At 39.8% G+C, this 22,732-nt stretch carries 27 protein-coding genes; 4 read left to right on the plus strand and 23 right to left on the minus strand.

Features of this window, described 5'->3' with window-relative positions; all coding sequences use genetic code 11:
• Nucleotides 1–7: 7 nt before the first annotated feature.
• The 7 genes from NMM17_RS01685 to NMM17_RS01715 all read right to left on the minus strand — a co-directional run bounded on the left by NMM17_RS01685 (nt 8) and on the right by NMM17_RS01715 (nt 7,556).
• Nucleotides 8–934: an aldo/keto reductase family oxidoreductase gene (locus NMM17_RS01685; RefSeq protein ID WP_001269441.1), complete on the minus strand. Its 927-nt coding sequence runs from the start codon at nt 932–934 to the stop codon at nt 8–10.
• A 74-nt stretch (nt 935–1,008) separates the two neighbouring features.
• Nucleotides 1,009–1,824 carry a hypothetical protein gene (locus tag NMM17_RS01690; RefSeq protein WP_000738387.1) on the minus strand — a complete coding sequence of 272 codons (816 nt, stop codon included), beginning with the start codon at nt 1,822–1,824 and terminating at the stop codon, nt 1,009–1,011.
• 3 nt (nt 1,825–1,827) lie between these two features.
• Nucleotides 1,828–2,148 (minus strand): PadR family transcriptional regulator, encoded by a 321-nt coding sequence (locus tag NMM17_RS01695; RefSeq protein ID WP_000665421.1) that lies wholly within the window; start codon nt 2,146–2,148, stop codon nt 1,828–1,830.
• A 132-nt stretch (nt 2,149–2,280) separates the two neighbouring features.
• A complete protein-coding gene (metG, locus tag NMM17_RS01700) occupies nt 2,281–4,278 on the minus strand; it encodes a methionine--tRNA ligase (protein WP_001291399.1) in 1,998 nt (665 codons plus the stop codon).
• A 123-nt stretch (nt 4,279–4,401) separates the two neighbouring features.
• Nucleotides 4,402–5,661 carry an ABC transporter permease gene (locus NMM17_RS01705; RefSeq protein WP_001180409.1) on the minus strand — a complete coding sequence of 420 codons (1,260 nt, stop codon included), beginning with the start codon at nt 5,659–5,661 and terminating at the stop codon, nt 4,402–4,404.
• 1 nt (nt 5,662) lies between these two features.
• Complete coding sequence (locus NMM17_RS01710) at nt 5,663–6,364, minus strand: ABC transporter ATP-binding protein (protein WP_000733791.1); 702 nt, start codon at nt 6,362–6,364, stop codon at nt 5,663–5,665.
• The gene (locus NMM17_RS01715) at nt 6,348–7,556 is read right to left on the minus strand and encodes an efflux RND transporter periplasmic adaptor subunit (RefSeq protein ID WP_025171433.1); all 1,209 of its coding nucleotides are present in this window, start codon (nt 7,554–7,556) and stop codon (nt 6,348–6,350) included. The genes NMM17_RS01710 and NMM17_RS01715 overlap by 17 nt, the downstream gene beginning before the upstream one ends.
• A 291-nt stretch (nt 7,557–7,847) precedes the next feature.
• Between NMM17_RS01715 and gor the strand changes: the two genes are divergently transcribed.
• Together gor and NMM17_RS01725 are read left to right on the plus strand one after the other, a co-directional pair.
• On the plus strand, nt 7,848–9,194 hold the full coding sequence (gor, locus tag NMM17_RS01720; protein WP_001209566.1) for a glutathione-disulfide reductase: 1,347 nt from the start codon (nt 7,848–7,850) through the stop codon (nt 9,192–9,194).
• Between the two features lie 195 nt (nt 9,195–9,389).
• Nucleotides 9,390–9,926, plus strand: coding sequence for a biotin transporter BioY (locus tag NMM17_RS01725; protein WP_000709040.1), 537 nt, complete (start codon nt 9,390–9,392; stop codon nt 9,924–9,926).
• A 53-nt stretch (nt 9,927–9,979) separates the two neighbouring features.
• Here NMM17_RS01725 and NMM17_RS01730 read toward each other — a convergent pair whose 3' ends face one another.
• Nucleotides 9,980–10,195, minus strand: a complete 216-nt coding sequence (locus tag NMM17_RS01730; protein WP_000807422.1) for a YdbC family protein — start codon at nt 10,193–10,195, stop codon at nt 9,980–9,982.
• Between the two features lie 98 nt (nt 10,196–10,293).
• Here NMM17_RS01730 and NMM17_RS01735 point away from each other — a divergent pair, with 98 nt between their 5' ends.
• On the plus strand, nt 10,294–10,614 hold the full coding sequence (locus NMM17_RS01735) for a hypothetical protein (RefSeq protein WP_001216097.1): 321 nt from the start codon (nt 10,294–10,296) through the stop codon (nt 10,612–10,614).
• 30 nt (nt 10,615–10,644) lie between these two features.
• Here the strand turns inward: NMM17_RS01735 and NMM17_RS01740 are convergent, their stop codons facing one another.
• The 8 genes from NMM17_RS01740 to rpsP all read right to left on the minus strand — a co-directional run bounded on the left by NMM17_RS01740 (nt 10,645) and on the right by rpsP (nt 14,609).
• Complete coding sequence (locus tag NMM17_RS01740; RefSeq protein WP_001196040.1) at nt 10,645–10,983, minus strand: ATP cone domain-containing protein; 339 nt, start codon at nt 10,981–10,983, stop codon at nt 10,645–10,647.
• 11 nt (nt 10,984–10,994) lie between these two features.
• On the minus strand, nt 10,995–11,714 hold the full coding sequence (trmD, locus tag NMM17_RS01745) for a tRNA (guanosine(37)-N1)-methyltransferase TrmD (RefSeq protein ID WP_000686915.1): 720 nt from the start codon (nt 11,712–11,714) through the stop codon (nt 10,995–10,997).
• Nucleotides 11,704–12,222 carry a ribosome maturation factor RimM gene (gene rimM / locus NMM17_RS01750; RefSeq protein ID WP_084928627.1) on the minus strand — a complete coding sequence of 173 codons (519 nt, stop codon included), beginning with the start codon at nt 12,220–12,222 and terminating at the stop codon, nt 11,704–11,706. The genes trmD and rimM overlap by 11 nt, the downstream gene beginning before the upstream one ends.
• A gap of 30 nt (nt 12,223–12,252) precedes the next feature.
• On the minus strand, nt 12,253–13,041 hold the full coding sequence (locus tag NMM17_RS01755; RefSeq protein WP_000819187.1) for an alpha/beta fold hydrolase: 789 nt from the start codon (nt 13,039–13,041) through the stop codon (nt 12,253–12,255).
• 107 nt (nt 13,042–13,148) lie between these two features.
• Nucleotides 13,149–13,700 carry a hypothetical protein gene (locus NMM17_RS01760; RefSeq protein WP_001017775.1) on the minus strand — a complete coding sequence of 184 codons (552 nt, stop codon included), beginning with the start codon at nt 13,698–13,700 and terminating at the stop codon, nt 13,149–13,151.
• Between the two features lie 7 nt (nt 13,701–13,707).
• A complete protein-coding gene (locus tag NMM17_RS01765; RefSeq protein WP_000654126.1) occupies nt 13,708–14,034 on the minus strand; it encodes a MazG nucleotide pyrophosphohydrolase domain-containing protein in 327 nt (108 codons plus the stop codon).
• 43 nt (nt 14,035–14,077) lie between these two features.
• The gene (gene kphA / locus NMM17_RS01770) at nt 14,078–14,317 is read right to left on the minus strand and encodes an RNA-binding protein KphA (protein WP_000379617.1); all 240 of its coding nucleotides are present in this window, start codon (nt 14,315–14,317) and stop codon (nt 14,078–14,080) included.
• A 19-nt stretch (nt 14,318–14,336) separates the two neighbouring features.
• Entirely contained in the window at nt 14,337–14,609 is a 273-nt protein-coding gene (gene rpsP, locus NMM17_RS01775) for a 30S ribosomal protein S16 (protein ID WP_000268760.1), read from the minus strand.
• A 451-nt stretch (nt 14,610–15,060) separates the two neighbouring features.
• Here rpsP and NMM17_RS01780 point away from each other — a divergent pair, with 451 nt between their 5' ends.
• On the plus strand, nt 15,061–15,864 hold the full coding sequence (locus tag NMM17_RS01780; protein ID WP_000731914.1) for a peptidylprolyl isomerase: 804 nt from the start codon (nt 15,061–15,063) through the stop codon (nt 15,862–15,864).
• A 53-nt stretch (nt 15,865–15,917) separates the two neighbouring features.
• Here the strand turns inward: NMM17_RS01780 and NMM17_RS01785 are convergent, their stop codons facing one another.
• The 7 genes from NMM17_RS01785 to NMM17_RS01815 form a co-directional block, all read right to left on the minus strand.
• Nucleotides 15,918–17,459: an ABC-F family ATP-binding cassette domain-containing protein gene (locus tag NMM17_RS01785; protein WP_000025406.1), complete on the minus strand. Its 1,542-nt coding sequence runs from the start codon at nt 17,457–17,459 to the stop codon at nt 15,918–15,920.
• 1 nt (nt 17,460) lies between these two features.
• The gene (locus NMM17_RS01790) at nt 17,461–17,943 is read right to left on the minus strand and encodes a VanZ family protein (RefSeq protein WP_000976724.1); all 483 of its coding nucleotides are present in this window, start codon (nt 17,941–17,943) and stop codon (nt 17,461–17,463) included.
• Nucleotides 17,943–19,028, minus strand: a complete 1,086-nt coding sequence (rlmN, locus tag NMM17_RS01795) for a 23S rRNA (adenine(2503)-C(2))-methyltransferase RlmN (protein WP_000804760.1) — start codon at nt 19,026–19,028, stop codon at nt 17,943–17,945. Before rlmN ends, NMM17_RS01790 begins: the two co-directional genes overlap by 1 nt.
• 20 nt (nt 19,029–19,048) lie before the next feature.
• Nucleotides 19,049–19,579 carry a YutD family protein gene (locus NMM17_RS01800; protein ID WP_001224355.1) on the minus strand — a complete coding sequence of 177 codons (531 nt, stop codon included), beginning with the start codon at nt 19,577–19,579 and terminating at the stop codon, nt 19,049–19,051.
• A 156-nt stretch (nt 19,580–19,735) separates the two neighbouring features.
• On the minus strand, nt 19,736–20,341 hold the full coding sequence (gene sodA / locus NMM17_RS01805) for a superoxide dismutase SodA (RefSeq protein ID WP_000974733.1): 606 nt from the start codon (nt 20,339–20,341) through the stop codon (nt 19,736–19,738).
• Nucleotides 20,342–20,514: 173 nt separating this feature from the next.
• Nucleotides 20,515–21,552 carry a DNA polymerase III subunit delta gene (gene holA, locus NMM17_RS01810; RefSeq protein WP_000879649.1) on the minus strand — a complete coding sequence of 346 codons (1,038 nt, stop codon included), beginning with the start codon at nt 21,550–21,552 and terminating at the stop codon, nt 20,515–20,517.
• Between the two features lie 32 nt (nt 21,553–21,584).
• Nucleotides 21,585–22,520, minus strand: a complete 936-nt coding sequence (locus NMM17_RS01815; RefSeq protein WP_000255189.1) for a dihydroorotate oxidase — start codon at nt 22,518–22,520, stop codon at nt 21,585–21,587.
• Nucleotides 22,521–22,732 lie beyond the last annotated feature (212 nt).

Consider the following 22,732-nt stretch of genomic DNA (forward strand, 5'->3'; position numbering starts at 1 on the left):
CTTCTACTTACGGCAAATTATTCCCTGCTGCAAGATAAATTTCATACCATTCTTTTCTTGTTAAGCTAAAGTTTGCCGCTTGGCTAACTTCTCTCAAGTGCTTAGGATTTGTTGTACCTACGACTGCCTGCATTTTTGCTGGATAACGCAATATCCAAGAAATAGCAATAGTTGAAGAGGTTACTCCATATTTAGTAGCTAAACGATCAAGTACTTGATTTAAAGCTTGAAATTTCTCATTTCCAACAAAATTCCCTTTAAAATACCCAAATTGTAAGACAGACCATGCTTGAATAACCACATCGTGTAATTTGCAATATTCAAAAATGCTGCCATCTCGCATAGCTGCTTGACTATCTTCCATATTAACATGAAAACCTGATTCGAATCCTGGAGTAAAAGCCGCACTCAATTGTAGCTGATTAACAGCTAACGGCTGCTTGACATCTTTTTTAAGTAACTCCATCATCATAGGATTTTGATTAGAAACTCCAAAATTTCGAACCTTACCTTGTTTATAAAGGAGATCAAAGGCTTCTGCTACTTGGTCAGATTCCATCAAAGCATCTGGTCGATGAAGGAGCAAGCTATCTAGATGATCTATCTTCAATCTTTGCAAAATTCCGTCAACTGATTTTATAATATAGTCCTTAGAAAAATCAAAATAGGTAAATTCTTCAATGCGAATGCCACATTTTGACTGAATCCACATCTCTTCTCTTAAATCTGGACGATTTTTTAGGACAAGACCTAATAGTTCTTCACAACGACCACGACCATATATATCAGCCAAGTCGAAAGCATTGATTCCAACAGACAGTGCTGTTTCTACAAGCTCTTCAACTTCTTTTACAGACTTATCTTCTATTCTCATCATTCCGAGAACAATTTCTGATAATTCTTTGTCATCTTGACCAAGAGTTATGTATCTCATCAAATTTGTCTCCTTTAATTTCTAACATTCTTCCCTTCATTATAACAAAAAACCGCTTTGCAACGGCTTTTTGACTATATTTCACTCCATTTTATCTTCTTAAACCCACGGAACAAGAGAAAAATACCAATAAAAAGAACAGCTAAAGGAATGAATTTTGTAAGGAAAACATTTGAAATTCCCATCCACTTATAGTAACGAAGCAGAGAACCTACCACAAGATGGGCAACAATCATACTGACAAAGGGACGAAAGACCGCTTCTTTCCAATTCCAAATACTGATGACTAGAGAAAGCGTAAAAACAAGGAAACTATCCCAGGGAGCAGGAAGATAAAAGGCTCCTTCTTGTATGAAACTTCCCATTCCTACATATCCTAGAACGACTAGCAGAACAAGAATTCCAACGACAATATAAGTGCCAATTTTCATCTTAGGAGAATCTTGGACTAGCCCCCAACGTAAGATTGTGGCCACAAGTCCAAATCCAATCAGAAAAAGAAGAAGTTGCCCTAAAAATGTGAGCAAATTGACTGTTAAGAGAGAACCTTTAGAAAAATCACTTAGTAGTTGATAATAACGTAATACCGCTAGGACAAGAATTGGCGTCAAAAGGGACTCCTTGATAGAACTGCGAGGTGCTTCCTTGAGCATCTCTTTCATTAATTTTTTAGGATTCTTACCTAGATAATCCTCTGCACTCATTCCGTCTCGTTCTGCTTCTGAGAAATCTAACATCATCAAATAGATCTGCTCTCTGAGGTAGTCCTCATCATAGAGAAATCCAGCAAGATTAAAACTATCCCACAGTTCCTCAAAATACTTTTGATTCTCCTCAGAAAACTCATGTAGCAAAGCGCTTGTTTCTTCATAATACTTCATTTTCTTCATGGTTTACCCTCCATTCTTAATTCCTTCTACTTTTTGACTCAAATCGTCCCATTGTTGCCAAAAGACCGAGACACGATCTTCTCCTTCTTTCGTTAACGAAAAATACTTCCGATCTGGACCATCTGGCGACGGGCGCATGTCGCCTCTTATCCATTGATTTTTTTCTAACTTTTGCAACAAAGGATAAATAGTTCCTGGAACGATAGTATCAAATCCAGCCTCTCGCAAAGTCTGAACCAACTCATAACCATATCGCTCTTTTTGACCAATCATATCCAAGACACAACCTTCAAGAACACCTTTTAATAGTTGAGTTTCTTTCATCCCTTCTCCCTTCTAATCTATTTGGTAATACCTACTAGTGACTTCATCTATAATATACCACTTTCACACTAGTTTGTAAAGCATAATAGTTAAATAAAAAACAGAACTAGCATGAACTAGTCCTGTATACTTTTACCCAATCACACTTCCATTCGGTACAGCTGAGTCAACTGTGAGAAGGGTTAATTTTCCATCATGTTCAGCTGATAGGATCATACCTTGACTGACATATTTCTTCATCATCTTACGAGGTTTGAGATTGGCAACGATTTGAACTTTCTTGCCGACCAATTCTTGTTCATTTGGATAGTATTTTGCAATTCCTGAGAGGATTTGACGGTCTTGACCATCACCAGCATCCAAGCGGAATTGGAGCAACTTATCTGAACCTTCTACTTTAGACACTTCTTTGACTTCTGCGACACGGATTTCCACCTTATCAAAGTCTTCAAACTTGATTTCTTCCTTGTTTAGTTTGAGTTCGACTTCGTCTGGGTTCCATTCTTTTTCAACGGCTGGTTTATTACCTTCCATTTGTTCTTTGATATAGGCAATTTCTTCTTCCATATCCAGACGTGGGAAGATTGGTGTTCCTTTGGCAACTACAGTCACATCTGCAGGGAAATCAGCCAAGTTCAAGTTTTCAAGGCTAGAAACTTCTGCTAGACCCAGTTGAGTCAAGACTGCACGACTGGTTTCCATCATAAACGGTTCAATCAAGTGAGCTACAACACGAAGGCTGGCTGCCAAGTGACTCATGACACTTGCCAATTGGTCACGGAGTGCTTCATCCTTAGCCAAGACCCATGGAGCTGTCTCGTCTATGTATTTGTTAGTACGTGAGATGAGGGTCCAGACTGCTTCAAGCGCACGTGGGTAGTCAACTGCTTCCATATGTGTATGGTAGTCAGCGATTGATTGTTCTGCAATGTCAGCAAGGGCATTGTCAAATTCAGTCACGCCTTCTACATATGCAGGGACTTGACCATCAAAATATTTGTTAATCATGGAAACCGTACGGTTGAGAAGGTTTCCAAGGTCATTGGCCAATTCGTAGTTGATACGGCCTACATAGTCTTCTGGAGTGAAGGTTCCATCTGAACCAACTGGAAGGCTACGCATGAGGTAGTAACGAAGTGGATCTAGTCCATAACGCTCTACCAACATTTCAGGGTAAACCACATTCCCTTTAGATTTAGACATTTTACCGTCTTTCATGACGAACCAACCGTGAGCGATCAAACGATCTGGCAATTTGATATCTAACATCATAAGAAGGATTGGCCAGTAGATTGAGTGGAATCGAAGGATGTCTTTTCCTACCATGTGGAAGACTGTGCCATTCCAGAACTTGTCAAAGTTACCATGTTCGTCTTGACCGTAGCCAAGAGCTGTCGCATAGTTAAGAAGGGCATCAATCCAAACGTAGACAACGTGTTTTGGATTTGATGGGACTGGAACACCCCATGTAAAGGTTGTACGAGAAACAGCCAAATCCTCTAAACCTGGCTCGATAAAGTTGCGCAGCATTTCATTAAGACGACCATCAGGGGTGATAAACTCAGGATGAGATTTAAAGAATTCTACCAAACGATCTTGGTATTTGCTGAGGCGAAGGAAATAAGACTCTTCTGAAACCCATTCAACCTCGTGACCTGATGGTGCGATACCGCCCGTTACATTTCCAGATTCGTCACGGAATACTTCCGCAAGCTGGCTTTCTGTAAAGAATTCCTCATCTGAGACTGAATACCAGCCAGAGTATTCACCCAAATAGATGTCATCTTGAGCAAGCAAGCGCTCAAAGACCTGTGCGACAACTTTTTCATGGTAGTCATCAGTTGTACGGATAAATTTATCGTATGAGATATCGAGTAATTGCCAGAGTTCTTTAACTCCAACTGCCATCCCATCAACATAAGCTTGAGGTGTGATGCCAGCTTCTTCTGCTTTCTGCTGGATTTTCTGACCGTGCTCATCAAGACCTGTAAGATAAAAAACATCGTAACCCATCAGGCGTTTGTAACGCGCTAAGACATCACAGGCGATGGTTGTGTAGGCAGATCCGATATGAAGTTTACCAGATGGATAGTAAATCGGCGTTGTAATATAAAAATTCTTTTCAGACATAATATTTCCTTTCCAGGCTAATGAAACCTGTTTTTCTAACACTTCATTATATCACATTTTTAAGAATTTTCGATAGGGAAATCTATATAAAAACAAGATAGACGAGTGTCCATCTTGTTTATTCTATTCATAACGAAGGGCTTCGATTGGATCAAGTTTCGATGCCTTGTTGGCTGGCAAGACTCCAAAAATCATACCAACACTAGCCGAAACTGCAAGACTAAATAGGGCAACTGGGATTGATACTCCCACTTCTATACCCGCTATCAATCCTTGCAAAAGTAGACCAGCTATAGCTGTTAAGCCTGTCGCAATGGTTAGACCAATAACTCCACCAAGCAAGGTCAAAATCATGGATTCAATCAAAAACTGGATTAAAATATTGGCACGTGTCGCACCCAAAGCCTTACGGAGACCAATCTCACGAGTACGCTCTGTCACAGAAACCAGCATGATGTTCATAACACCAGTCCCCCCAACAAAAAGGGAAATTCCTGCAATGGCACTAATAATCGTAGTTATAAAGCCGAACAATTGTTGTACTTCTTGGAAGGCTGCAGTCGCATCTGACACCTGATACTCCCCTTGCTGAAGACCAGCAATCTCGGTCAATTTTCTAGCTAATTCTGGTCCCACAGTTGGTGTCAAACTGGTATCATTAACCCGGAAGACAATATCAGAAATCTCATCCATATTGAAGTTGTTGGCAAGAGAAATATTAGTCGTAATTGGAAGTCCACCAATACCAAAAGTCTTGGCAGTCTTAGCCTCATCGCTGGTATAGACACCAATGACACGATAGCTAAAGCCACCAACATCTATAACCTGATTAACAGCTTCTTGAGCAGATCCAAACAGGCTATTAGCAAGTTCTTGGTCTAGTAAAATGACACTGGCCACATCTTTATAATCCTGAGCTATGAGACTTCTTCCTGCAACAATTTCATTTTCAACTGCCTTCATGTAGGTAATATTCCCACCTGTCAAGCTAGCGCGCTCCACTTTTTTATCTTTATAAGACAGGGTGGTATTTGTTGAGTTGGTTACATAGTAACTGTCCACCCCTTTGAGTTTAGCCGCCTCCCTGACCCAGGATTCTTGTGGTTTTGGTGGCTCAACAGGAACCTCCTCTTCTTTCCCAGAAACTGTCAATGCTGATTGCTTTTGGGTAAAAGAACCATCTTTGCTTTTGATAGGCGAGAAAAAGACATGGATATTCTTCTGTGACTTGGTCATATTTTTATTGACCTGACGAGACATAGAATCTCCCAGAGCCATAATCACAACAACCGATGACACACCAATGATAATCCCTATCATAGTAAGAAAAGAGCGCATCTTGTGGGCCATGATAGATGAAAAGGCAAATTTCAGATTCTGCATCTTAGTTTTCCTCCTTTTCTAACTGAGCACTATCAGATGAAATAACTCCATCTCGAATGACAATCTGGCGTTTAGCATAAGCAGCGATTTCAGGCTCATGCGTTACCATGATAATGGTTTTTCCTTCATTATTCAGTTCAACTAATAATTGCATGATTTGGTTACCTGTTTTGGTATCCAAGGCTCCTGTCGGTTCGTCCGCTAGGATAATAGAAGGATTGTTTACCAAGGCACGCGCGATAGCTACACGTTGCTTTTGACCACCAGATAATTCCGAAGGCAAATGATGACTACGTTCTGTCAATTCAACCTTGTCTAAATACTCCTCAGCTAACTTGCGACGTTTTGAAGCCGAAACTCCCGCGTAAATCAAGGGCAATTCTACGTTTTGCAGAGCGTTAAGTTTAGATAGAAGAAAAAACTGCTGAAAGACAAATCCGATTTGTTGGTTACGGACCTTGGCTAGTTGTTTTTCACCTAGTCCCGCCACTTCTTGGCCTTCAAGATAATACTCTCCACTGGTTGGTGTATCCAACATCCCAATCGTATTCATTAGAGTGGACTTACCAGACCCAGAGGGTCCCATGATGGCAACAAACTCACCCTCATTCACTTCTAGGTTGATATTTTTGAGAACCTGCAGTTCTTGGTCACCATTACGGTAACTTCTGCAGATATTTTTTAGACTAATTAGTTTCTTCATCAGCCTTCACCTCTTTTCCTTCCTCTAGAGAAGACGTTGGGTTACTGATGACCTTGACTCCATTTGTCAGACCTGAAGTGATTTCTTGGTTGTCTGCATCAGCATTGCCCAAACCAACTTCCACTTTCTTAGCCTTTTTCTGCTCGTCAAGCACCCAGACATAGTTCTTATCATTTTCAGTCACAACACTTGTTAGAGGAACCAAAATGGCTTTACTCTTATTCTTGACCTCAACGCTTACTGAAAATCCTTGTTTCAAATCACCAATTTCACTCGTAACATCAATGGTATATGGATATTTAGAGCCAGAATTACCAGCTGCTGCTGCAGCCGCTGCACTTGCTGCTTCGCCATTATTTTTAGGGTAGTCAGAGATATAGCTAATCTTACCTGTCCAGCTCTTATCTTGGTAAACTTTAGAAGTAAAGGTTACTTCTTGACCGACAGATAAGTTAGCAAGGTTATATTCAGATAGTTCACCCTTAACTTGCAAGTTTTCATTGCTTACGACATGAACTACCACTTGGCTTGCTCCTGTTGGAGATTTGGAAACGTTACGATTGACTTCGACCACAGTTCCCTCTAGGGTACTGAGAACCGTCATTGCATCCAACTGACTTTGAGCCTTGCTTAATTGTGCCGCTGCATCTGCACGGGCATCACGGGCATCACCCAATTGAGCATCAATAGAGGATACTGAATTTCCTGCGACTGGAGCTGGAGTTTGTGCCGCAGCTCCTTCGGCTCCTGCTGGTGTTGGCAACTGTGGAGCCGGAGCTGAAGCGGCTTCATTCCGTGCTTGATTGAGTTCATTGATATGACGATCTGCCTTCGCAACTGCTCGACTAGCTGAATCATAGGCCGCCTGGGCTTCTGAACTACTGTACTTGACTAAAGCCTGCCCTTCACTAACCTTATCCCCCACAGAAACAAGGATTTCATCTAAATCTCCCTTACTAGCATCAAAATAAACATATTGTTCATTTTTTGCCGTTACTGTCCCTGATAATAAAACAGAGGATGCCACGGTTCCTTCTTTAGCAACAACAAGATGAGTTGGCTCATCTTTTACAGCAGTTTGAGAAGGTTGTCTAAAGAGCAAAATGCCCCCTGCCCCCAATACAACAACACTTGCAGCACCAATTGCTGCATACAATTGCCACTTTTTAGCTTTACGATTCTTTTTCATAATGAAACTCCTTTTTGATTTAAAGTACTTAACAATATTATACAAAAATTACAAAATATAAACAATAACAGTTCAGAACGAAATAATGACATTTCAGGATTCACTTATTGTTCGGAATTTATTTTTATTATCATTGTACTAGTTATATAATACACTTTATTTTTTCTTTTTGCAAGCCTTTTCTTTAATTTTTTTTGAACGTAGCAGATTTTTGCAATCAAATCAAAAAAAAGATAGAATATGACTATCAAAAAATGACACTCTACTATTTAAAAGAGTATAAAGGAGTTTTAAATGAGAGAATACGATATCATTGCTATCGGTGGTGGTAGCGGAGGAATTGCTACCATGAATCGTGCTGGTGAACACGGAGCCAAAGCGGCCGTTATTGAGGAAAAGAAATTAGGTGGAACCTGTGTCAATGTCGGCTGCGTTCCTAAAAAAATTATGTGGTACGGGGCGCAAATCGCTGAGACTTTCCATCAATTTGGAGAAGACTACGGCTTTAAGACTACTGATCTTAACTTTGACTTTGCAACCCTACGTCGTAATCGTGAAGCCTACATTGATCGCGCACGTTCTTCTTATGATGGCAGTTTTAAACGCAACGGTGTAGACTTGATTGAAGGTCATGCTGAATTTGTAGATTCTCACACTATCAGCGTAAATGGTGAGCTGATTCGTGCTAAACATATCGTGATTGCTACTGGTGCCCATCCAAGTATTCCAGACGTTCCTGGTGCTGAACTAGGTGGCTCTTCTGATGATGTATTTGCTTGGGAAGAATTGCCAGAATCAGTTGCTATTCTAGGCGCTGGTTATATCGCTGTGGAATTGGCTGGCGTACTCCACACTTTTGGTGTCAAGACAGACCTCTTTGTTCGTCGTGATCGTCCTTTACGTGGTTTTGATTCTTACATCGTTGAAGGTCTAGTCAAGGAAATGGAAAGAACAAACTTACCACTTCACACTCACAAAGTCCCTGTCAAGTTAGAAAAAACTACTGATGGCATTACCATTCATTTCGAAGATGGTACTAGTCACACAGCTAGCCAAGTTATCTGGGCTACTGGTCGCCGTCCAAACGTTAAGAGCTTGCAACTTGAAAAAGCTGGAGTAACTCTGAACGAACGTGGCTTTATCCAAGTGGATGAATACCAAAATACTGTTGTTGAGGGAATCTATGCTCTAGGTGATGTAACGGGCGAGAAAGAACTGACTCCAGTAGCTATCAAGGCTGGGCGTACCCTATCTGAACGTCTCTTTAACGGAAAAACAACTGCAAAAATGGACTACTCAACTATTCCAACTGTCGTCTTTTCACACCCTGCTATCGGAACGGTTGGTTTGACAGAAGAGCAAGCTATTAAAGAATACGGTCAAGACCAAATCAAGGTTTACAAATCAAGCTTTACGTCTATGTACTCTGCTTGCACTGACAACCGTCAAGAAACACGTTTCAAATTGATCACAGCAGGTTCAGAAGAAAAAGTTGTCGGACTTCATGGAATTGGCTATGGTGTTGATGAAATGATTCAAGGATTTGCTGTTGCTATCAAAATGGGAGCAACCAAGGCAGACTTTGATGCAACTGTGGCGATTCACCCAACTGCATCCGAAGAATTTGTAACTATGCGTTAATCGAAGCAAAAGAAGCTGATACAAATGTGTCTGCTTCTTTTTTGATGTTTTAGAATCAACAAAACAATTACCCACCTTAACCAGTAAGCAAGATCGGCCGTTACAGTTTTTGTTACCTTGTTTTAAAAAATTGGTTGACAATAATTACTCTACGAGTATAATAGTTACTATACATCAGAAAAGAGGTTAACTATTTTGAAAAAAGCTCACGTTTATGCTATCCCTGCTATTGGGGCTGCTCTCATTGCTGTTTTGGCACAAATCAGTCTTCCAATTGGACCTGTTCCCTTCACTCTGCAAAACTTTGCAATCGGCTTGATTGCTACTGTCTTTAGACCGAGAGAGGCTGTACTTTCTGTTGGACTCTATCTTCTTCTAGGTGCTATCGGTCTTCCTGTCTTTGCAGGAGGTGGAGCTGGTTTTCAGGCTTTAGTTGGCCCTACTGCAGGCTATCTTTGGTTTTATCTCGTTTACTCTGGACTTACTTCCTCTCTAACCAACAGCAAGAGCGAGATTGTCAATATATTTCTTGCAAACCTCTTGGGTGATGCCCTTGTCTTTGTCGGCGGGATTCTCAGCTTGCATTTTCTAGCTGGAATGGCATTTGAAAAAGCTCTTGTTGTGGGAGTTCTTCCCTTTATCATTCCAGATCTTGGTAAAATTATTGCTATTAGTTTTATTAGCCGTCCATTACTTCAACGCCTTAAAAATCAGGCTTACTTTGCTAACTAAAAAAGGATATCGAGTTATCATGACTCAGTATCCTTTTCTTTTATTTTGAAAATTTAGTTTCCTTTAAAGGCATCCACCATGGTTTGAAATTCTTCATTGGAGAGAGTAATCCCTTTGCCCATTTTAGTATGGTCTGGACTCCAAGCACGAATATCAAACTTTGCAGGGGCACCATTAAAGCTTACACGGTTGATTTCCTTAGTCCAACCTTTTTCGTTTTCAGAAAGAGTCAACAAGTGCTCTTCGATTTCAAATGTAAATTCTGCCATTTTCTTCTCCTTTTTTAGCTTTCATTAGTTTATTCGTAAAATCTTGTAGATTTTAGGAAAATTTTATATAATATTGATATAAAAGAAGGGAGGCCACTATGAGACATAAATTCCAGCAAGTTCTAGATAAAATACATGATTTTTTAAATGGACATGACCAACCTGACCAGACTGAAAGCAACTCCCTTACAGACACTATTGAAGAGGCTATCCAGAAACAAACTGCTGTTCACCTTATCTTGTCTGAGGCAAGTTTTACAGGTGATATCATCAAATACGATCAGCAACGCCAGCAAATTATCGTGAAAAATTTTGCCAAAAATGTGACCCGTATTATCCGCATAAGCGATATTCAACGCCTGCGATTTGTCCCCTCAACTGTCCAAACAGCCCAAAAAAATAGATTTAAGAAAGAGTGAGATGTAGTTGTTTCATCCCACTCTTTTTTCTTAGCGAATTTGTTCAAAATGTAAATGAACTGCGATATGATCTCCATAACCACTTCTTTCCAAGTCACGTTGTAGACGATAGGAAATGTAGTGTTCTGCAATGGTAATGTAACCTGCACCCAGTAAACGATGTTCAACCATAGACTGAATCATGCTAATGGTAGCACGTTCCACCTTGGCCTCTTCCAAATCCAAAACCACTTTCTTAGTGACTTGTGCAAGGTTTTGACGTAAATCATCTGTCAATACATAGACAGTCTGGGCTGCTTTTAAGATAGCTTGGTAAATCTTATCTGGATTAAATTCAGCAATTTCTCCATCACGTTTGATTACTTGCATAGGTATCTCCTTTATTCTTTGTTTTCTTTGATTTCTGCCAGCATTTTTTCTTCTTCTGCTGTCAGTTGATAATGTTCAAGTAAATCCGGTCTGCGTTCATAGGTTTTCTTTAAACTCTCATACAGGCGCCACTGACGAATCTTCTCATGGTGTCCACTCATCAGTACATCTGGCACGACCATACCACGATAATCATAGGGACGTGTGTACTGAGGATATTCAAGAAGGCCTGAAGAAAAACTATCATCTTGGTGGCTAGACTCCTTGCCAATTACTTCTGGAATCAGGCGTACCGTAGCATCAATCATTGTCATGGCTGCCAATTCACCACCAGTTAAGACATAATCCCCCAAGGAAATCTCATCTGTCACCAAGGTCTTAATACGCTCATCATACCCTTCATAGTGACCGCAGATAAAGATTAGCTCTTCCTCTTGAGCCAAATCCTCAGCATAAGCCTGATCAAACTGCTTTCCAGCAGGATCGAGGAGAATGACGCGCGGATTTTTCTTTTCAATAGCATCAAAGGCATCGAAAATGGGTTGGGCTCGGAGCAACATCCCCTGACCGCCTCCGTAGGGCTCATCGTCGACATGGCGGGCCTTTTCAGCATTTTCTCGAAAATTATGATACTGGATATCCAAGAGCCCCTTTTCTCGAGCCTTTCCAACGATTGAGTGCTCTAGCGGAGAAAACATCTCTGGAAAAAGGGTTAAAATATCAATCTTCATCGTCTAACCCTTCTAAGATTTCCACATCGACGCGGTTATTTGGAATTTCAACATTGAGAATCACTGGTGGGATATAAGGCAAGAGCAAATCACGCTTGCCTTTTCGCTTGACCACCCAGACATCATTAGCACCTGGTTGCAGGATTTCTTTGATGGTTCCAATCAAGTTATCACCCTCATAGACTTCCAAACCGATAATCTCGTGATAGTAGAATTCACCATCGTCTAGGTCATTCAAATCTTCCTCAGCAACCTTGAGACTGTATCCCTTGTACTTTTCGATAGCGTTGATATGGTACATATCTTTGAATTTAATAATGTCAAAGTTCTTCTGTTTACGGTGGCTAGCGATGGTCACTGTTTGAACAAACTGATCTTTTTCATCAAACAAAGCCAGCTCAGTACCTTTTTTAAACCGTTCTTCTGCAAAATCCGTCACAGACAAGACTCGCATCTCACCCTGCAACCCCTGTGTATTGACGATTTTCCCAACATTAAAGTAGTTCATCTTGTCTCCTGTACTCTATTTCTTTCCATCTTATTCTGACAATTCTCGAATAATAGTCACAATTTTTTCTGATTCTGACCATTGTAAATAATGGTGATTCCCTCCTAAAATGAGTTTAGTATTGGAAGTCCAATATTCTGATTCTCTGTACTCTTTTTCTCTATAAGGCTGACAAAAAATAAATACTGGGACATGAGATTCTATCGATACATTCTCAAAATCTTCCTCAGTAATCTCTCCAGATATCTGAAATCCTGTATCTTGATTTTCCAACTCTGACCCTTTTTCTTGAATTAATTCCCAGATTTCTTTATTAGTTTCAGGGCTAAATGTGGCTTGAGTTAAGTTCTTAAAATAAAGTTCAGGACCACACTCCTCAATCAGCCTCATCTGCTCTTCCATTTCTGGATAAGGATTTTCTGAAAAATCAGCAAACATGACGTTTTTAGTTGTCGGTTCAATTGCTACTAAAGCATGACACTTAATTGGTTTCTTGAGCAATTTGCAAGCTAAAATTCCACTCAAACTATGTGCACAAAGTATATATTCAGAAATCCCTAATTCTTCAAGTACTTCATAAACCGCATCTGCAAGATTATCTAGATTTTTTCCAGCTTGGTCATGAATCGGACTCCTACCTGTGTTCGGAAAATCAATTGTCAAATAACCAATTGTAGGAGGAAGTTTTTCAAGTATAAGTGAAAAATTTTCATAACTTGGTAGCAAACCTGCGCCACTTAAACAAACTAGCATTTTCTTTTGTTTTTGATAAGTAACAGAGAGACTACCAATTTCTGTAGATACTTCAAACCTCTTCATAAAGAAATCCACTCATTCTATATAATGAATTATTAAAAATCCTTATCCTTTATTTTATCACGTTCCAAAGATTTTCTCAAGTTAGAGGAAAATACATGGGGGGCCCGCTATAGTCCAAAAAGTGCTAATATTTTCCTCTTTAATGTTAATTTATATTTGAAAGATGAGATATTTACATTCCCGTTATACATATTGCTATAAAATGTATATTCCCCAATTTCACCCTGACTTGTTTTCCATTTCATTCTTAAACTAGGCATATTCTCTGGTAAATTAGTATGAATCAATAAGCATGTATAATTCTTTAAATTTTTAACTGTATGCAGTTTATTATTAACAATCAAACAATTGCTTTTTGAATCATAGTTTAAAGAATAAAATTCTACTATTTCAATATCAACTTCTTTGGGATAAAAAATCAAATGATTAAAAGGTTTGCTACTTATATTATGCGTAAATTCATGAATATAGTGAAAATTTGTATGTAAAGATTCAAACTCGAATGGTTTAATTTCCTTGATTTCAATATTATTGATATAAACCTTATTTTGGAACGTTATCTTTATAATCACAGCAATAAATGTCGCAATTTGTAAAATTCGTAATAGCCAATCAATATACATTGACCAATCTATGTTAAAAACACAATCAATATTCATTCTTTTTTCAGTTTTCTTTTAAAAATCCTTCCAAATCTCGTTCATGCTGATATTTGATAGCTGCCTTTTTGTCTTTTTCAAAAATGGTCTTGGTTAGATCTATGTCGTTGATGGTCGCAATTGCGACAGTGTAGTGAATGATATCAGCCAGTTCTTTTGCTAGTGCCTCGTTAGAATCCTGAACCCCCTCTTTTCTACCAGAGCGACCATTCAAAACCTCAGCTACTTCTCCGACTTCCTCCACTAACTTCATAAAGAGGCCTTCCTCAGTCCGAGACTGATGGTAATGTTCGAGTAAGTAGTCTTGTAATTGTCTAAACGTTAAATCCTTCATATCCTGCTCCTTGCAAAAAAGCGAGACATCCGTCCCGCCCTTCTTATTTTTCGTCAATAACGATTCTTACTTTTTTGTCTTCAGTTGGGACAGAGTAGACAATCGTTCTTATCGCAGAAATAGTGCGACCCTTACGACCGATTACACGACCCACATCACTTTGATCAAGATCCAAATGATATTCCAAAAACTCTGGTGTATCTTCAATCTTGATAGTTAAGGCATCTGGTTGTGAAATCAAGGGTTTCACAATCGCAATAATGAGATTTTCAATCGTATCCATCTGTCAACCTACTTTAAACTTATTTTGAGAATTTAGAATCGTGGAATTTCTTCAATACGCCTTCTTTTGAAAGAATGTTACGTACTGTATCTGAAGGTTGAGCTCCATCAGCCAACCATGCAAGAACGCGGTCTTCTTTCAAAGTTACTTGGTTTTCAGCAACAAGTGGGTTGTAAGTTCCAACTGTTTCGATGAAACGTCCGTCACGTGGTGAACGTGAATCTGCTACGTTGATACGGTAGAAAGGTTTTTTCTTAGAACCCATACGAGTCAAACGGATTTTAACTGCCATTTTTAAAGTCTCTTTTCTTATTTTTTATTTCGGTGAAATAGCTGAGCTATTTAGCACATGTTCTATTATATCAGATTTCTGGCAGGTGTCAAGAAAAAAACTTGACAGACTATAAAATTCTTAAACCATTTAGAAATTTGTTATATTTTTAAAGAAAAATCAGAAAGAGAATGTCATGAATCCTTTTTTAGAAACATTTTATAAAGATCACCAAGTCAAGCTCTTCATGACAACTTTTCAGAAGAGGAATTGGCAATCGTGGATACAAATTGACTCCAAAGGGGGAGCAGATACTGAAACAATGCAAGGATATTATCGACCGTCATCCAAAGAAGAATCTCTAATCAAGTGATTTTGGGTTGGCTTCCTCTTAAACTGTCTTGTCACTAATATTTGAAATCCACTTCCTTTTAGGGTACAATGGTAGAAATAGATTTTTGAGAGGAACAGAATGAAAAAACTAGCAACCCTTCTTTTACTATCCACTGTAGCTCTAGCTGGATGTAGCAGCATCCAACGCAGTCTACGTGGTGATGACTATGTTGATTCCAGTCTTGCTACTGAAGAAAGTTCCAAAGCAGCTGCCCAATCTGCCAAGGAGTTAAACGATGCTTTGACAAACGAAAACGCCAATTTCCCACAACTATCTAAAGAAGTTGCTGAAGATGAAGCCGAAGTGATTCTCCACACAAGCCAAGGTGATATTCGCATTAAACTCTTCCCTAAACTCGCTCCTCTAGCGGTTGAAAACTTCCTCACTCATGCCAAAGAAGGCTACTATAACGGCATTACCTTCCACCGTGTCATCGATGGCTTTATGGTCCAAACTGGAGATCCAAAAGGGGACGGTACAGGTGGTCAGTCTATCTGGCATGACAAGGATAAGACTAAAGACAAGGGAACTGGTTTCAAGAACGAGATTACTCCTTATCTCTATAACATCCGTGGTGCTCTTTCTATGGCTAATACTGGTCAACCAAACACCAATGGCAGTCAGTTCTTCATCAACCAAAACTCTACAGATACCTCTGCTAAACTCCCTACAAGCAAGTATCCAAAGAAAATCATCGAAGCCTACAAAGAAGGGGGAAATCCTAGTCTAGATGGCAAACACCCAGTCTTTGGTCAAGTGATTGATGGTATGGACGTTGTAGATAAAATTGCTAAAGCCGAAAAAGATGAAAAAGACAAGCCAACTACTGCTATTACAATCGAAAGCATCGAAGTGGTGAAAGACTACGATTTTAAATCTTAAAAACAAAAAATACAGTACCCACTTTCGGTACTGTATTTCTTTTATCCTTATTTTTAAGTTAGATTATTAAAATCCCATATTTGGTCCATCCAGCCTTCATAGAAGTCTGGTTCGTGGCAGACCATAAGGATAGATCCCTTGTATTCTTTGAGAGCACGTTTAAGTTCATCCTTGGCATCCACATCCAAGTGGTTGGTCGGCTCGTCCAACACTAAAACGTTGTTTTCACGATTCATCAGGAGACAGAAGCGTACCTTGGCTTGTTCCCCACCTGACAGAACCTGAATTTGACTTTCAATATGCTTGGTTGTCAAACCACAACGGGCAAGGGCTGCACGGACTTCTGCTTGGTTAAGTGCAGGAAAAGCATTCCAGACAGCCTCTAGTGGTGTTTGACGATTTCCACCTTCTACCTCTTGTTCAAAGTAGCCAAGTTCTAGATAATCTCCACGCTCCACTTCCCCAGCGATTGGTGGAATAATACCCAAAAGACTCTTCAAGAGAGTTGTTTTCCCGATACCATTAGCACCAATAATGGCAACCTTTTGATTGCGTTCAAAGGTAAGGTTTAAGGGCTTCGTAAGAGGTCGGTCATAACCGATTTGCAAGTCCTTGGCTTGGAAGATAAAGCGGCCTGGTGTACGAGCTGGTTTGAAATCAAAGGATGGCTTTGGTTTCTCACTTTGGAGTTCGATAATATCCATCTTATCCAATTTCTTCTGGCGAGACATGGCCATGTTTCGCGTTGCAACACGCGCTTTGTTTCGTGCGACAAAATCTTTAAGGTCCGCAATCTCTTTCTGCTGACGTTCGTAGGCAGCCTCTAGCTGAGATTTCTTCATAGCATAGACTTCTTGGAACTGGTAGTAGTCACCAGAATAACGCGTCAGCTGTTGATTTTCCACATGGTAGACAATATTGATAACGTCATTTAGGAATGGAATATCGTGTGAAATAAGAACAAAGGCATTCTCATAGTTTTGGAGATAGCGCTTGAGCCAATCAATATGCTCAGCATCCAAGTAGTTGGTCGGCTCATCCAAAAGTAAGATATCAGGCTTTTCAAGGAGAAGTTTTGCCAAAAGCACCTTGGTTCTTTGCCCACCTGACAAAGAAGTTACATCCGTATCCATGCCAAAGTCCATGACACCAAGGGCACGCGCTACTTCGTCAATCTTAGCATCTAAGGTATAGAAATCACGACTCTCCAAACGGTCTTGGAGTTCTCCCACTTCTTCCATGAGAGCATCAACATCCGCTCCGTCTTCAGCCATTTCCATATAAAGGTCATTGATACGAGCTTCCGCTTTGAAAAGCTCATCAAAGGCCGTACGGAGAACATCGCGAACAGACTGACCTTCTTCCAAGACAGAATGTTGGTCCAAGTAACCAGCAGTCACATATTTAGACCACTCAACCTTCCCTTCATCTGGCAACATCTTACCAGTCACGATGCTCATAAAGGTTGATTTCCCTTCACCATTAGCACCGACCAGACCGATATGTTCTCCTTTGAGAAGACGGAAGGACACATCTTCAAAAATTGCACGGTCACCAAAACCGTGACTCAGATTTTTAACTTCTAAAATACTCATTTTAATTCCTTATCTTGTTTTTATGTAATCGTTTATAGAGGAGCCAAGCCAAATAGCCACCCAAGGTATTGGTCCACAAATCATCAATTTCAAAGACGCGATTAAAATCAAAGAAAAAGTCCAAGACTAACTGCGTACACTCGATTCCAAGACTCACTAGAAAACTGAAAAGAAGGACCTTTTTTGTTTTACGCAAGTTTGGAAGGAGATAAAGGAGGTGGAAAATCAGAGGAAAAAGCAAGAAGACATTGAGGATATTTTGTAGAAAAATCCAACATAATTGTCCTATGTCACTCACTTCGCCCAGTTTCCAGAAAGAATTGAAAGGAGTCAAAAGAAAAACCAGGCGTCCAAGATGCTGAATACCTGGAGTTTCCACCCCCACGGGAGATTGTTCTTGAGGAGTAAAGCAAAAATAGACAATGCAAATGCTATAGAAAATGACTCCCCAGACCAAAACATGATTATAAGTTTTCTTCATCATTAAGGGTTGACTGCTGCGACTGCTTTCTGGCGGTCACGTTTCATTGTATTAGAACGCAATTGTCCACAAGCTGCATCAATATCAGTACCATGCTCTTGACGAACAACACAGTTGACCCCTTTTTTCTTAAGCGTATCATAGAAGGCCAGGACGCGCTCTTTAGGACTACGGCTATATTGGTCATGCTCACTAACTGGGTTATAAGGAATCAAGTTTACATAAGACAATTTCTTGATGTTCTTGAGCAATTCAGCCAATTCCAAGGCTTGTTCTACACCGTCATTGACTTCATTGAGCATGATGTATTCAAAGGTCACACGACGGTTTGTTGTTTCGATATAATACTCAATAGCAGCAAAGAGTTTTTCAATCGGAAAGGCACGGTTAATCTTCATGATGCTTGAACGCAATTCATTGTTAGGTGCGTGAAGGGAAACTGCAAGATTGACCTGTACGCCTTCATTAGCAAAGTCACGAATTTTATGGGCCAAACCTGAGGTTGAAACCGTAATATGACGAGCACCGATGGCCATTCCCTTGTCATCGTTGATAGTACGAACGAAATTCAAGACATTGTTGTAGTTATCAAAGGGCTCACCAATTCCCATGACAACGATATGGCTGACGCGTTCATCCTGACCACGCTCATCAAAGTATTTCTGAACCAGCATGATTTGCGCTACGATTTCACCGTTATTGAGGTCACGTTGTTTCTTAATCAAACCAGAAGCACAGAAGGTACAACCGATATTACATCCGACCTGAGTCGTCACACAGACAGATAAACCGTAGTGTTGACGCATGAGTACTGTCTCAATCAACATACCATCTGGCAATTCAAAAAGATATTTAACTGTCCCATCAGCAGACTCTTGAACGATACGTTGTTTCAAGGGATTGACCACAAACTGGTCATTAAGCTTAGCAATCAAATCCTTAGAAAGGTTGGTCATTTCTTCAAATGACTGGACACGTTTACGGTAAAGCCATTCCCAGATTTGGTCTGCACGGAATTTCTTTTCTCCCTGCTCCAAAACCCATTCCTGCATGGTTTGACGTGTTAAACTATAAATTGACGGTTTCATTTCTTCTCCTTATTCTCTACTCACTTCTGACGAATGACAAAATGACGTTGTCCCTTGTCCTCTTTCTGAGAATGCTGGTCTTTCTGACGACGTCTATTTTTCTTATCTGAATTCGGTTTTCGTTTGGTTTGAGTCGGCTTCTTTCCTTTTCTAGAAGGTGTTTCTTCTTCCTTCTTACGCATTTTCTTGTCAAATGATGCTCGCTTAGGGGCTTCATTTTCTAGGACAAAATAGGCACAACCATAACTACAATACTCTAAAAGGTAGTCTTGTAAACGACTGATTTTTTCAAGTTTTTCTTCTGTTCGGTCATCCTTATAAAAACCTCGTAGGCGAAGCTGTTCGTTGCTCCAGTCTCCCACGATATAATCAAACTTGGTTAAGACTTCTGAAAAACGCTGATTAAAAGTCGTCACATCAAAGGCTTCCTTGATATTTTCCACCAAGGAAAAAGCTATCCCTTCCGTTTCGACCTTGTCCCCATGTAAATGGAACTCAGGACCAGGAAACTTGTTATAGTTGTATAATTCAGGTGCAATTTCTTTTCGCATAGATATCCTTTTTCCACGATTACTTAATACCTTATTCTACCATAATTTCTAGCAGTTAGCACGTTTCTCATAAAAATGAAAAAAGTCTGACGATTTTGTCAGACCAGAATAATATAACCTTAAAAAGAGAAGAACAATTCTTCCCTCCAACTATCATTATTTAGCAGCTGCGTACAATTCATCTACTTTGTTCCAGTTGATTACTGAGAAGAAAGCTTTGATGTAGTCAGGACGCACGTTGCGGTATTTCACATAGTAAGCATGTTCCCAAACGTCCAAGCCCAAGATTGGTTTTTTACCTTCTGAGATTGGTGTGTCTTGGTTCGCTGTTGAAGTCACTTCAAGCTTCCCTTCTTTGTTGACAACCAACCATGCCCAGCCAGAACCAAAACGAGTTGTTGCTGCTGCAGTGAAGGCTGCTTGGAATTCTTCAAATGAACCAAATGTTGCATCGATTGCTGCTGCAAGTTCTGCTGAAGGAGCTGTTTTCTCAGGAGTCATCAATTCCCAGAAAAGAGCGTGGTTCAAGTGTCCACCACCGTTGTTGATAAGTGCTTGACGGATATCAGCTGGAATAGATTCTACATCAGCAAGCAAGGCTTCAAGATCTTCACCGATTTCAGGGTGTTTTTCTAGAGCTGCATTGGCATTGTTGACATAAGTTTGATGGTGTTTGTCATGGTGCAAGTGCATTGTTTCCGCATCGATGTATGGTTCCAAAGCGTCGTATGCATATGGAAGATCTGGTAAGATAATAGCCATCTGTAAGACCTCTTTTTCTTTCTATATGAAAATGATAACACAAACATTCACTTTTTTCAAGTTTTTTGCTTATAGAAAAGGAAATCACTGAGATACTTTCTAATAAAACAAGTAAATCATCAAGAAACCCACGACAAGATAATCCTGACGCGGGTTGTAGTTTCAAAAAAATGTCAATTGACCTGACTAGCGATCTGTAAGAGTGCCTTTTCAAAAAGGAAACCTTTTTCATAAAGACCTGTCTTAATCTGATAATCTGTCTCAATCAAATAGGAAATAGCTTGCTTCAAAAAGCTCAATGAAAGTCCTCTTGAATCCCTCAACGCAAACTTGATTTGATAGGGATTGGGATTGCGTCCGAGAAAGCTACCTAAACTACTTGCAATCTGCGCTTCTGTTTGCCCAGACTCCGCCAAAATTTTCACCTGAGTAAAAGTCCGAAATTGTCCTAGCATGACTGCAATCAACTTGATTTCATCTTCCCCTTGCAAGGTCAAATCTCTAACCAAATCGCGCGCCTGGTCCATCTTTTTAGTCAGAATAAACTGAGTTAAATCAAAAATATTGTCCTGTAAGGTCTTAGGAATAGCGTTGACAATATCCTCTTCCTCGATAATAGAATCTGCCTTATAGGACTGTAAAAAGAGGAGATTTTTCTGAATTTCGCTAAATTGAAACCCCGACTTGACGAGGAGATTTTCAAAAGAATGATTGGCAAACTGCAGACCTTGTTTCTGACTCCACTTTTGGAAATACTGGCGCAATTCTTGTTCTTTGGCTTCTACTGCATCAAAGACCTTAGCATCACGCTTAAGTAATTTAACCAACCGCCTTTTGCTATCCAGTTTTCCTTCTGCAAAGATTAGCAACTTGGTTGTTGGTGAAGGGTTATCAAGGTATTCTTCGAACGACTTGAGCTCATCATCTGTTAAAAAGCGCTTTTTAGCAGTCGTGATATCGACAAAATGATCCAATATCACGATTTTCTCATCAGCAAAGAAAGGAAGGCTGACCAACTCCAGTTCTACATCTTTGTAAACTACTTCTTTCATATCAAAGTAGGCAAAGTTGAGGTCAGCAGAATCATAACCAATCTGTTTCAATACTTGACTCTTCATAACTTCAAACTGACCCTGGTCTGTCCCTGTAAATAGGCTCAGGCTAGGTAAATTTGATAAAGTCAACTTCTGACTTTCTTCAATGGCTAGCATCTTCTCTCCTTTCTTCTGATTTTTTAATGAATTTAATCAATATAGCGCAATTTCCCACGGAAATCTTCTAGGCTTTCGTAACCTTTTTCATCCATGATTGCTTTCAGTTCATTAGTAATACGTTCAAAAGCACCAACTCCTTCTTTGTGAAGGGTGGTTCCTACCTGTACCATACTCGCTCCACAGAGAATATGTTCAAAGGCATCACGACCAGTCAACACGCCACCTGTTCCAATGATTTGAATTTGAGGATTTAAGCGTTGATAAAAGGCATGAACATTAGCTAGAGCAGTCGGTTTGATATACTCTCCACCGATGCCACCGAAACCATTTTTAGGACGAATAACGACAGACTCATCTTCTATATAAAGGCCGTTTCCGATAGAGTTGACGCAGTTTACAAACTTAAGAGGATACTTATTGAAAATAGCTGCCGCTTGGTCAAAGTGAACAATATCAAAATATGGTGGCAATTTAATTCCTAAAGGTTTGGTAAAATAGGCAAATACCTCTGCCAAAATCCGGTCAGTTGTCTCAAAATCATAGGCAATCTGAGGTTTACCTGGAACATTTGGACAGGAGAGGTTTAGTTCAGTCAGACCACGAAACTCACTCTCTTGGACCTTTTTCAAGATAGTATGGGTTTCCTCTGGAGACATGCCGACTACAGATAAGAAGAAAGTTCTATTTGGCTCTTTTTCTTGCAAATCCAAAAGATAGTCCAAATAATAGTCTAAGCCATTATTCGGCAAGCCCATAGAGTTGATAGAACCAAGTGGAACATCTTGGTAGCGTGGCTCAGGATTCCCCTGACGAAAGTCCAAGGTCGCTGTCTTAGTGACAAAGGTTCCTGCCACTGACTTTTTAACCCCTTCTAACTCTGCTATCGTCATACAAGTCACACCTGCTGCATTCATCAAACAATTGTCAAACTCAAAACCAGCAATTTGTGTTTTCGTTGATACCATGATTCTAATCCTCCAGATTCCTTTTATTGCTAATATTATACCATATTTTCAGCTTTTCTCTTTAAGAAAGTCATTTATAAGAAAAATGTTCGTTTTTTATCCACTTTCAAAAAATTCCAATTTCAAACAACCCCAAAAATCAAATTGAAAGAATTTTTAGAAAATTTTTGTTTTTCTCTTTACAGTTAAAAAAAATTCTGCTATAATGACAC

This window comes from Streptococcus sp. CF7_Ac1-12, from assembly GCF_024295905.1.
Lineage (GTDB): Bacteria > Bacillota > Bacilli > Lactobacillales > Streptococcaceae > Streptococcus > Streptococcus mitis_AP.